Source organism: Solibacillus sp. FSL K6-4121, from assembly GCF_038002585.1.
GTDB classification, from domain to species: Bacteria; Bacillota; Bacilli; order Bacillales_A; family Planococcaceae; genus Solibacillus; species Solibacillus faecavium.
The window spans coordinates 1,359,135-1,371,188 of record NZ_JBBOCS010000001.1 but is presented as its reverse complement, the minus strand read 5'-3'; the positions used below and the strand labels follow the sequence as shown (position 1 = coordinate 1,371,188).

The 12,054-nt window shown below is 40.0% G+C and carries 10 protein-coding genes; all 10 read right to left on the bottom strand.

From position 1 onward, the window contains the following. Nucleotides 1–50: 50 nt before the first annotated feature. The 10 genes from MHH95_RS06980 to MHH95_RS06935 all read right to left on the bottom strand — a co-directional run bounded on the left by MHH95_RS06980 (nt 51) and on the right by MHH95_RS06935 (nt 11,985). Nucleotides 51–686 (bottom strand): TetR/AcrR family transcriptional regulator, encoded by a 636-nt coding sequence (locus MHH95_RS06980; protein WP_340726917.1) that lies wholly within the window; start codon nt 684–686, stop codon nt 51–53. 3 nt (nt 687–689) lie between these two features. Beyond that, nucleotides 690–1,826 carry an acyl-CoA dehydrogenase gene (locus MHH95_RS06975; protein ID WP_191700781.1) on the bottom strand — a complete coding sequence of 379 codons (1,137 nt, stop codon included), beginning with the start codon at nt 1,824–1,826 and terminating at the stop codon, nt 690–692. Between the two features lie 131 nt (nt 1,827–1,957). Then, the gene (locus MHH95_RS06970) at nt 1,958–3,094 is read right to left on the bottom strand and encodes an acyl-CoA dehydrogenase (protein ID WP_340726916.1); all 1,137 of its coding nucleotides are present in this window, start codon (nt 3,092–3,094) and stop codon (nt 1,958–1,960) included. 9 nt (nt 3,095–3,103) lie between these two features. Beyond that, a complete protein-coding gene (locus MHH95_RS06965; RefSeq protein WP_340726915.1) occupies nt 3,104–3,958 on the bottom strand; it encodes a 3-hydroxybutyryl-CoA dehydrogenase in 855 nt (284 codons plus the stop codon). A gap of 13 nt (nt 3,959–3,971) precedes the next feature. Continuing rightward, nucleotides 3,972–5,162 carry an acetyl-CoA C-acetyltransferase gene (locus MHH95_RS06960; RefSeq protein WP_340727314.1) on the bottom strand — a complete coding sequence of 397 codons (1,191 nt, stop codon included), beginning with the start codon at nt 5,160–5,162 and terminating at the stop codon, nt 3,972–3,974. Between the two features lie 267 nt (nt 5,163–5,429). Further along, nucleotides 5,430–7,784 (bottom strand): heterodisulfide reductase-related iron-sulfur binding cluster, encoded by a 2,355-nt coding sequence (locus MHH95_RS06955; protein ID WP_340726914.1) that lies wholly within the window; start codon nt 7,782–7,784, stop codon nt 5,430–5,432. A gap of 196 nt (nt 7,785–7,980) precedes the next feature. Beyond that, complete coding sequence (locus MHH95_RS06950) at nt 7,981–8,541, bottom strand: cob(I)yrinic acid a,c-diamide adenosyltransferase (RefSeq protein ID WP_191700777.1); 561 nt, start codon at nt 8,539–8,541, stop codon at nt 7,981–7,983. Nucleotides 8,542–8,571: 30 nt separating this feature from the next. Next, nucleotides 8,572–10,038 (bottom strand): adenosylcobinamide amidohydrolase, encoded by a 1,467-nt coding sequence (locus tag MHH95_RS06945; protein WP_340726913.1) that lies wholly within the window; start codon nt 10,036–10,038, stop codon nt 8,572–8,574. Then, complete coding sequence (locus MHH95_RS06940; protein WP_340726912.1) at nt 10,038–11,045, bottom strand: FecCD family ABC transporter permease; 1,008 nt, start codon at nt 11,043–11,045, stop codon at nt 10,038–10,040. The genes MHH95_RS06945 and MHH95_RS06940 overlap by 1 nt, the downstream gene beginning before the upstream one ends. Beyond that, entirely contained in the window at nt 11,029–11,985 is a 957-nt protein-coding gene (locus tag MHH95_RS06935) for an ABC transporter substrate-binding protein (protein ID WP_340726911.1), read from the bottom strand. Before MHH95_RS06935 ends, MHH95_RS06940 begins: the two co-directional genes overlap by 17 nt. Nucleotides 11,986–12,054: the final 69 nt, after the last annotated feature.

Genomic DNA, 12,054 nt, shown 5'->3' with positions numbered 1-12,054 from the left:
TACAAAGCACACTTCCTAAAATAGTTGCTCTACATGGCGTTTTTCCTTTCTTATTTTTCAAACTGCATAATGCCTTGTAAAAACATTTTTGTTTGCAATTCAATATATTCTTCAATTGTATAGCGTTTTTGTAACGCCCATTTACGGAAAGCCCAACTTTGCCCCTGAACGACAATTTGATGCGCTGCCAAATAGATGGCATCGTTTGATAAAGATAAATTACCAGAGTCGACACAATCTTTTAGTATACGCTCAAAGATCGCAACCATTTCAATCTCCTTGTCGAGAATATAATGCATTGCTTCTTTCGGCAGTGACTTCGTTTCCTGGTACATAATCGTAAACTCTTCAGGCATTTTATCAATGAGCAAATAATATTGACGGATTGCTTTTTCCAAACTTGCCACTGAACCTATTTCAGAAGGAAATTCCAATAAGCATTCCGTCACTTCATTGAAGATATTGTCACACACTAAAAATAAAACATCTTCCTTAGTGCGAATATATTCATACAATGTCCCAATTGAAAATCCGGCAGCCTTTGCAAGTTCTCGTGTTGTTGCACGGTGGAAGCCCTTTTCCTTAAAGAGCTTCACACCTGCATCGATAATTTGCTGGCGCCGCTCTATAATTTTATTTTCATCCTTTATTGACGATCGTACGTGCAGCTTATCATTGTTCGCCATACACTATTTCGTAATCATACGCGAAATTACGAGGCGTTGAATCTCTTGTGTACCCTCATAAATTTGCGTAATTTTCGCATCACGCATATAACGTTCTACCGGATAGTCTTTTGTATAGCCGTAGCCACCAAAAACCTGAACAGCTTCTGTCGTTACTTTCATCGCTGTATCTCCCGCAAGTAGCTTCGCCATTGCCGATGCTTTTCCGTATGGTAAATCATTTGATTCCAACCATGCTGCTTGGTACGTCAATAAACGTGAAGCTTCAATTTCTGTTGCCATATCTGCAAGTTTAAACGAGATACCTTGATTTGCTGTAATCGGTTTTCCGAATTGGACACGCTCTTTTGCATAGTCAACCGCTGCGTCCAATGCGCCTTGTGCAATTCCTACTGCCTGTGCAGCAATCCCGTTACGTCCACCATCAAGTGTTTTCATGGCAATTTTAAAGCCTTCTCCTTCTTCACCTAACATATTTTCTTTCGGCACACGGCAATTATCAAAAATAATTTCCGTTGTAGGAGATGAACGAATTCCTAGTTTTCTTTCTTTCTTGCCTACTGAGAAGCCTGGGAAATCCGCTTCAACGATAAAGGCAGTTGTACCGTTTTTCGCCTCTGGATCTGTTACTGCAAACACGACATAAATATCTGCGATTCCACCATTTGTTATAAAGATTTTTGAGCCATTTAAAATGTAGTCATCGCCGTCTTTTACCGCATATGTTTTCATCCCGCCAGCATCTGAACCTGATGCCGGCTCTGTTAAGCCGTAAGCACCGATTTTCTTGCCTTCAGCCATTGGTCGAAGATATTTTTGTTTTTGCTCTTCATTTCCGAATTTAAAAATTGGCCATCCTGCAAGTGATGTGTGTGCAGACAATGTTACTCCAGTTGATGCACAAACTCGTGATAATTCTTCTACTGCGATACAGTAAGCTAAGTAGTCGAAGCCTGCTCCGCCATATTCTTCCGGCCATGGAATACCCGTTAAACCTAGCTCTGCCATTTTGTCAAAAATGCCGCGGTCAAATTCTTCATGCTCATCGCGGTGTTCCGCTGTTGGTGCTACTTCATTGATTGCAAAGTCGCGAATCATTTCGCGTAGTTGTTGGTGTTCTTCTGATAATTGAAAGTTCATATCCCCATATCCCCTTTAAATTAAATTAACTGTTGTTTTCCGTTACGATTACGCTTTTCGTGAGTTTTTAGCATTTATTCTTCTTTACTTGCGTCCACCGAGAAGCAACCTTAACTACATATCAAAAATATCTACCCAATCACATGCTTACTAATAACGATGCGTTGGATTTCGCTTGTGCCTTCATAAATTTGCGTGACTTTTGCGTCACGGAAATAGCGTTCTACTGGATAGTCTTCTGTATAGCCATAGCCCCCGAAAATTTGTACTGCTTCAATTGCTGTGTCCATCGCTGTTTGTGAAGCGAATAATTTGGCCATTGACGCTTCCTTACCGCATGATAAACCTTCACTTCGTAAGTTTGCAGCACGGTAAACAAGTAGCTTTGCCGCTTCAACTGCAGTCGCCATATCGGCAAGCTTAAAACCAACACCTTGCTGCTGGGCTATCGGTTTTCCAAATTGAATGCGCTCTTTTGCATAATTCGTCGCAGCTTCCAACGCAGCTTCGGCAATACCTAAGCTTTGGGCTGCAATACCAATCCTACCTACATCTAAATTGGCCATTGCAATTTTAAAGCCTTCCCCTTCCTGCCCTAGAAGGTTTTTGGCAGGAATACGCATATTTTCGAATGTTAGCTGTACTGTTCTAGAGCCATGCAGTCCCATTTTGCGTTCATCTTTGCCGATAATTAGGCCGGGTGTATTCTTTTCTACAATAAATGCCGAAATGCCACGTGATCCTGCTTCAGGATTTGTAGAAGCAAATACGATATAGACATCGGCTTCTCCGCCATTCGTTATGAATACTTTTGCACCATCCAGTACATAATGCTCTCCATCTCGAATCGCCCGTGTTTTTAAAGATGCTGCATCACTTCCTGCACTTGGCTCTGTTAAACAAAAGGCCCCGATATATTCACCACTTGCAAGCTTCGGTACATATTGTTTCTTTTGTTCATCATTGCCGAAATACAAAATAGGATTTGTGCCAACAGATGTATGGACTGATAAAATAACCCCCATCACTGCACTCACTTTCGATAGCTCATTGATAGCAATAATATAGGAAGTAAAGTCCATTTCCGCCCCGCCGTATTCAGCAGGTGCTGTAATGCCCATCAGGCCGAGTTCCCCCATTTTCGTTAGTAAATGCCTGGGGAATTCACCCGCTTCCATTCGCTCAATAAATGGCTCGATTTCAGTTTTGGCAAAATCACGAACCATGTTACGCATCATTATCTGCTCATCAGTAAATTGTAGATTCATAGGAGTCCCTCAGCTTTCGTATATGTAGAAACCTCGGCCACTCTTTTTGCCTAACCAGCCGGCTGCCACATATTTGCGTAGTAATGGACAAGGGCGATACTTACTATCACCAAGTCCTTCGTGTAAAATTTCCATAATTGATAAACATGTATCCAACCCGATAAAATCAGCTAATGTGAGTGGACCCATCGGATGATTCATCCCCATCTTCATCACATCATCAATCGCTTCTTTCGTTGCTACCCCTTCATACAAGGCATAAATTGCTTCATTGATCATCGGCAGTAAAATACGATTTGAAATAAAGCCTGGGAAGTCATTTACTTCTACACCTGTTTTACCAAGTTGCTTTGTCATATCGGCAACCGTTTCATATACTGCATCTGTTGTTGCCAAACCACGAATAATTTCCACAAGCTTCATGACTGGTACAGGATTCATAAAGTGCATGCCAATAACTTGCTCCGGACGGTTTGTCACTGCTGCAATTTCTGTAATTGGCAAACTTGATGTATTCGTTGCTAAAATCGCATGCTTGGGTGCAATTTCATCAAGCTGTTTAAAAATTGATTGTTTAATATCCATATTTTCAACGGCCGCTTCAATAATAATGTCGGCGTTTTTCGCGTCTTCAATGGCCACAGATTTTGTAATTCGTGCTAATATAGCCGATTTTTCATCTTCTGTTTTACGACCTTTTTCAACATCACGTGTTAGGTTTTTCGTTATGGTATTTAAACCACGTTCGAAAAACTCATCCTTCATATCATTTAAAATGACTTCATAGCCTGCTTGTGCACAGACTTGTGCGATCCCAGAGCCCATTTGTCCTGCCCCGATGACCATTACTTTTTGAATCGCCATTTATTTCATCCCCTTAGTTTGTTACTTCGATTAATACCGCGTCCCCTTGGCCACCGCCTGAACAAATTGCCGCAATCCCTAAACCACCGCCACGACGCTTTAATTCGTAAGCGAGCGTTAAAATGATACGGGCACCACTTGCTCCAATTGGATGGCCTAATGCAACTGCGCCACCATTGACATTCACTTTATTCTCATCTAATCCGCTAATTTGATTGCTCACTAGCGCAACCGCTGCAAATGCTTCATTAATCTCAATTAAATCAATGTCTTCCAATGTTTTACCTGATTTTTTAAGTAACTCATTTATTACAAGTCCCGGTGTTTGAGGGAAATCTTCCGGTGCTACGCCCACTTCTGCATGTGCTAGGATTGTTGCAAGTGGCTGGCGGTTTTCCTGTTGTGCCTTTTCTTCACTCATAAGTACTAATGCACAAGCCCCGTCATTAACACCTGGTGCATTTCCGGCTGTAATGGATCCATCGCTACTGAATGCCGACTTTAATTTTGCAAGCGTTTCCACTGTAGTCCCTAAGCGTGGCGCTTCATCCGTTTCAATGCGGAGCGGCTCACCTTTTCTTTGTGGAATTTCTACAGGTACGATTTCCTCAGCAAATTTTCCTGATTCAATTGCTGCAAGCGCTTTTTCATGGCTACGCGCTGCCCATTCATCCTGCTGTTCACGGGATACCTCAAACTTGCTCGCTGTTTCATTACCGTAAATGCCCATATGCACTTGTTTTGGATGAAATGCACATGACAATCCATCATAAATCATGCCGTCTACTAAACTCGCATCGCCCATACGCAAGCCGAATCTTCCTTTCGGCATATAGTACGGTGCATTTGACATCGATTCCATTCCACCTGCTACGATTACATCCTCTTCACCTAAACGTATAAGCTGATCGGCAAGTGTGACACTGCGCATTCCTGATGCACAAACTTTGTTAATCGTTTCTGTTTTCACATTCCATGGTATACCGGCTTTATTTGCAGCTTGTCGTGAAGGAATTTGCCCCTGACCTGCCTGTAAAACTGTTCCGATAATCACTTCGTCTACAGCTTCTGCTGCTACGTTTGCTTTTGCCAATGCCTCTTTAATTGCAATTCCACCTAAATCACTCGCTGTTAATGAACTTAAACCACCGCCAAATTTACCGAATGGTGTTCGTGCTCCGTCTAAAATGACTGTTTTCGACAATCCATACACCCCTTTGTTTGAATCTGCTGATCTTGCAAAATCCAAAGTAGAATTTTGCCTTTTTCCCTACCTTTAAGTAACCCCTTACTTAATATCCCTTTGTTTAAATCACTTTTTTAGTTATTCGACTGAACGCTCGCTCAATCAATATTTAGAAAAAAATGAGAGTAATAGCTACTCCCATTTTTTCACTTAATCTCATTGTATTAAATAGTATTCTAAACTGCAACAATTATTCAAATATACTGACTTTAAATATTATTCTCTTTAATTCTTATTTTCTTTATCTTGTTCGCCATTTTCCTCTAAAGGACTATTCACCGATTTTTCATCCGTTGCGACTTGCTGTTCTTCTGTAATCGATGATTGTTCCACAGGTGGTGCTTCTTTTTCAACTTCTACAAGTTCTGTTTCCTGCACTTTTTCAATAGTCGGTTCTTCAGAAACTTCCACTGGTGCTAAAACAATTTCTTCATCGATTTCTTCTACTTGCTCTTTTTGTACTTGAACTTTTTCCGGTGTACCGAATACTGCTCGCTCTAAAATTTCCGCAATATCAAATGTTCCAACCGTTTCTTCCACTTCTTTTGCTTTCGTACCATCTGATAGCATTGTTAAACAGTACGGACATCCTGATGAAATTACAGAAGCCTGTGTTGCCAGAGCCTGCTCTGTACGTGCTACGTTAATACGGTTTCCGACATGTTCTTCCATCCACATTAAGCCACCACCAGCACCACAGCACATACCGTCTTGACGATTACGTGTCATTTCAACTAGCTTAACACCTGCAATGCCTTTTAAAATTTCACGTGGTGGATCATATACATCATTGTAGCGACCTAAATAACATGAATCATGGAATACAATCGTTTCATCCACACGATAGTCCATCGTTAAACGACCTTCTTGGATTAAATCGTATAAAAGCTCTGTATGGTGAAGTACTTCACCTTTCCATCCGAAATCCTGATATTCATTTTTGAAAATATTGTATGCGTGCGGGTCAATTGTAACAATTTTCGTTACACCATTTTTTTCAAATTCATCAATATTTGCTGTTGCCAGCTCTTGGAACAGGAATTCATTTCCTAAACGACGTGGTGTATCACCAGAGTTCTTTTCCTTGTTACCTAAAATTGCGAACTTAACCCCAGCCTTATTCATTAATTTAGCGAATGCTAATGCAATTTTTTGTGAGCGGTTGTCAAATGAACCCATTGAACCTACCCAGAATAAATATTCCATTTCTTCGCCTGATTTTTTAAGCTCTTTAACTGTTGGAACATGAACAGATTCGTCCAACTCTCTCCAGTTTTCTTTTTCTTTACGGTTTAAGCCCCATGGATTACCTTGGCGTTCGATATTTGTCATCGCTCGCTGTGCATCCGGGTTTACTTTACCTTCTGTCATTGTTAGGTAACGGCGTAAATCAATAATTTTATCCACGTGCTCATTCATTACTGGACATTGATCTTCACAGTTACGACATGTCGTACAAGCCCAAATCTCCTCTTCTGTAATAACATCACCAATTAATGATGGGCTATAAATATCTTCAATTACCGCGCCTTCAGCACCAGCTGCCATCGCTAATTGGTTCCCTTGTGTATTATTGAAGAAAGAAAATGGTACCCATGGCTTTTTCTTTAATTCAACTGCTCCTGTAAATGTTAAGTGATCACGTAATTTTACAAGTAAATCCATCGGAGACAGCATTTTTCCTGTACCTGTTGCCGGACACATATTCGTACAACGGCCACATTCAACACAGGAATATAAATCGAGCATTTGCTTCTGCGTGAAGTCATGGATTTTACCAACACCGAGCGGCGGCATACTTTCCTCGTCTTCCGCTTCTTCCAAAGCAGCAAAATCTATTGGACGTAATGTACCCATACGTTCCTGACGATTGAAATAAACGTTTAAAATCGACGTAATTAAGTGGAAGTGCTTACCTTGTGGAATATAAACAAGGAATGCTAATAGCGCTAATAAATGCGCCCACCACATTACAAAGAACATTACAGCAGCAATTGTTGGGTTCATCCATTGGAATACCCATGCAATAGCTGAGGCAACAGGTTCAGAGCCTGTTAAGCCATGATCATGCCAAATTAAATAAAAACCGTTACCAAATAGTGTAGCAAACATTAAAATTGCTAAAAACATGTATACTAAACCGTTTTTAAAACCTTGCTTTAAACGTGCTAGCTTTTCCATATAACGACGGTAAAATGCCACTGCAACTGCGATTAAAATCGTTAGTACGACAAGCTCCTGTGTAAATGTAAATACTGGGTATAAGCCACCTAACGGCAAATGTGAGCCTGGTGCTAGCCCTTTCCAGATCAGGTCAATTGCTCCGAACTGAACCATTAAAAATCCGTAGAAAAACAGAACGTGTACAAGTCCCATCTTCTTGTCTTTCAATAATTTTGATTGACCGAATACTTTCTCAATAATATCTTCCATACGCTCAGAAAATTTTTGATTGAACTCCTCTTTACGGCCAAGCTGAACGTAGTCATAGCGTGTTTTCAATAAGTATGCAAATAACCCTAATGCATAAAGTAGCACAGCAATGAATGCAATCCAGTTAATAATTAAAAATGTATTCATACTTTTCCCCCCTGGAATACTAAGTTTCCGAACCCCTTTGTTCCTACAAACTATATTACCCTATTAATCTATAACCTCATTGTAGTTATGAATGAGCATTCAGTCAACAAATTTCATCATTAATTCTGAAAATTAAATCAAAATATAAAAAATGCTAGCTTGACAATTTATTTGTCTAAGCTAGCATTTTCCTACTTTATTTAAAGACGTCACCACTGCGAATATATTCAACATCCGGAATGGATAAGCGATAATTCACTACCCGTGCTGCAGCAAATAGATAATCCGATAAACGATTTAAATATTTTTGTACAACAGGTGAAACATCTTCAATTTCTTTCATTAACGATACAGTTTGTCGTTCTGCGCGACGGGCTATCGTGCGAGCAATATGCAATGTGGCAGCAGCAGGTGCGCCTCCTGGTAATATGAAACGTTTTAATGGAGGTGCTTCTTCAGATAATAGGTCAATCCGATTCTCTAGAACTGCAATAGGTTCCTCTGCTAATTTATAGTGACGTTCCTTCATTACATTGGCCAAATCGCCGCCGCCATCGAACAATTCATGCTGGATAGCTGTTAAATCTTCAATAATATCCTGAAATTTACTTGAATCGAGTTCCGACACTGCTTTGCCGATAAATGAATTTAATTCATCAATTGTTCCGTATGCCTCTACACGTAGATGATCTTTATCAACACGGCCCCCAATAATGCTTGTCTTCCCTTTATCGCCTGTCTTTGTGTATAATTTCATCAAATTTCATCCTTTCGATTTAGCGTTGCATTAAAGAATTGTATGCTCTTTATACTTTTTTATTGCGGACACGGTAACTTCGAAAACGGCTCTACCGATTAATTTTCCGACTTCAGTAATTGGTCCTGCATACGGCATTTCTTCGCCTTGCTGGGTCGCGGCGATTAATAAGCTGTCCGTTGCGGTACTAGTTGCCGTTGTATTTGTTAAAGGGTCTTTAATTTGTTGGTCTGCCAATGCTTTTGTTTTCGCTTCTGTTGCCGTAATCATAGCTTGAATAAATGCTTCATCCGTTAGTTTACCATTAATAAAAACCCACGTATTAATAGTCCCGATATGCGGCTTATCTTCGCGTAAATAAGCTTTTGTGACATCTACACCATTTCCTACCCCTGCTGTTACCATAACACTAATTTCAACATTATCTTTTGAAAAATGCTGAATGGAAGCACACTTCGTTTTCACAGCTGTTAACATAACGACCGTATTTGTTGGTGAAAAGTGATTGTGTTGTAAAAATTGCTCTGTTTCTTCTTTTACATTGTATATATCATATTCCGGAGCAATCGCCCGGTTTAAAAATGTATCATACCAGCCTATTCCCGCATTATGTACTGCCGAAGAAATAACTTTTAATGGGGATGGAGAAATATACTTAACATACTCATCTGTTATTTTGAAATTATTTTTATTTATAGTCGATTGTTTTTGTTCTAATTCATTTGTTGGCATCATTGTTATTTGTGGCTTTGGTAGTTCAGGATGTGGATACGTCACCACACGCGCCTGGTAGACATCGGCAATTTGATCTTGCATGATGACTTCATGTGGCTCACCAAAAGCTCGTATTTCCCCATTTTCAATTAAAAGCAGTTCATCACAATATAGCGACGCCAAATTAATATCATGAAAAATTGATACAACCGTTAATCCATTAAGTTCGACTTGCATTCGAATCATATCTAAAATTTGCTTCTGGTGAGCAATGTCCAAATGATTTGTCGGCTCATCCAAAAGAAGCAGCTCCGAATCCTGAGCTAGTGCCTGTGCAATAAATACACGCTGTTGCTCACCACCTGAAAGAAACTCCAGATGTCGATTTCTATAATGCGAAACCCCGGTGCTTTCCATTGCACGATTTACAAGGTTTTCATCTTCCTCTGACCATGTGGAAAAAAAGCCCCTTTGATGTGGATATCTGCCCAGTGAAACAGCGTCATATACACTGTTCGTAAATACACTGGCGTTTAATTGAGGAAGAACAGCCATCTTTTTTGCCAATTGTTTATTATCGTAGCTATTAATCGGGCGATCTTCAATCAGGATTTCCCCCCGTGTAGGTTTTAAAACGCCACTGATCATTTTTAATAATGTCGATTTTCCACTACCGTTTGGACCAAGAATCCCGAGGATTTTACCTTTTTCCACGTGAAACGTCATATTTTTCACAATCTGTTTTCCGTCATAACCACCTGACAATTCGTTCACTTTTAACACTATGCAACAACCTTTCTACGTTGCTTAAAGAAAATATAGGCAAATACCGGTGCACCAATAAACGAAGTAATTACGCCAATTGGGAGTTCTACAGGTGAGATGATGGTCCGTGATACTAAGTCGCAAATGACGAGTAGACTCGCACCGTTTAAAAAGGATAATGTCAGTAAATGTCGATGATCGGCTCCAACTAATAGACGAATCATGTGCGGTACAACTAAACCGACAAAACCAATCGTACCGGATGCTGCTACAGCAGACCCTGTTAAAATGGAGCCACCTGCTAAAATCATATATTTACTGCGCTTCACATTTACCCCTAAGTATTGAGCACGTTCCTCTCCGTATATCATTGCATTCAGTTCACGGCGATTGAACCATATAATACTCGTACCGATAATCATGAATGGTAAAATCATATTTACATATGACCAGCCGCGCATCGATACACTCCCAAGCAGCCAACCAATAATCGCTCTAAGCTCTTCCCCCGTTAAAGCAACCATTAATGAGATACATGAACCTAAAAACGAGCTAAATATAATTCCTGTTAAAATTAACGTTTCCATTTTCATTGAACGATCCACAAGTCGGGCAAATGATAATACAATGACCATTGTACATGCGGCACCTGCCATGCTGAATACTGGTAATGTAAATGCCCCAAGAAACGGAATCGAGATACCTAAAAAAATTGTCATAACGGCTCCGACTGATGCACCTGATGAAATCCCTAACGTATAAGGATCGGCCAAAGGGTTTTTTAATAGCCCCTGGAAAGCCGCCCCTGCAATCGCCAGTGATGCACCAACGATTGCGGCTAAAATTACCCGTGGCATTCGAATTTTCCACAGTATACTGTAAGCTATCGGATCTGTCGTTTTATCCCATAATGTCGAAAGGGGGATATTAACCGTTCCAAATGATACTCCGATCCACAAGCTACAAAGAAGCAATGCAATGGAAGTAACATAAGCATATATATATTTTCTATTCTTTAAATACATCTGGATAAATTGCCTCACCTAGTGATTCAATACCTTCTACAATACGTGGACCTTGGCGACTCGTCGTATCCCCATCTACGACATGAACATTGCCATTTTTAATTGCATCCATTTCGTTATAGGCAGAGTTATTTACGATGCTTTCATAGTCGTTTTCATATGTTACGATCACTTCGTCCGGATTACTGTCAACAAATTGCTCAGAGCTATACATCGGCCACCCAAGCTCTTGTACTGCATTTTCTACATTTAATACTTCTAGCATTTCATTAATAAATGTCTCCTGTCCCGCTGCATATAAGTCCGGCTCTGTGCCCACTACGATAAACACAGATTTCTCTTCTAAATCAGCCACTTTAACTTCAATGTCTTGAATTCCTTTTTGTATGGATGCAATCATCTCTGTTGCCTCAGCGGTTTTCCCTGTTAATTGCCCAATTTGTTCAATAGTCGTATATGTTTCTTCAAATGTTGTAGTATTTTTCACTACAAATACAGGAATGCCAACTGATTCAAGTTGCGCAATACCTTCTTCGTTAAAGCTATAAAGACCTGATTCATGAGCTACTACTAGATCTGGCTGCAATGCAATCAATTGTTCCAAGTTAAATTCCATCCCACCAACTTTTTCTTTTGTCTGAACTTCTTCCGGGTAATTATCATTGTCAGATACCCCAATAATTTGTTCATTTAAGCCTAAGCCAAATAATATTTCTGTATTGGATGGAATAAGGGAAATAATGCGTTCAGGAGCTTTTTCCACTGTCACTTCTTTGTTTAAAGCATCCGTTACCGTTATAGGGAACTGTGCTTGTTCCTCAACAGTTTCTATCGATTGTTGAGCTGTATCTTTTTCTACTGCTGTTTCTTCAACCCCACACCCTGCAAGGAGCATAATGGAGATAATTCCTGTTGAAGAAAGTCGTTGCCAAGTTTTCATATGTAATTAATTCCTCCTAAAATTGTTCTAACCTGTAATTTTAAACAAAAATAAAAAGCCTCCTACAAA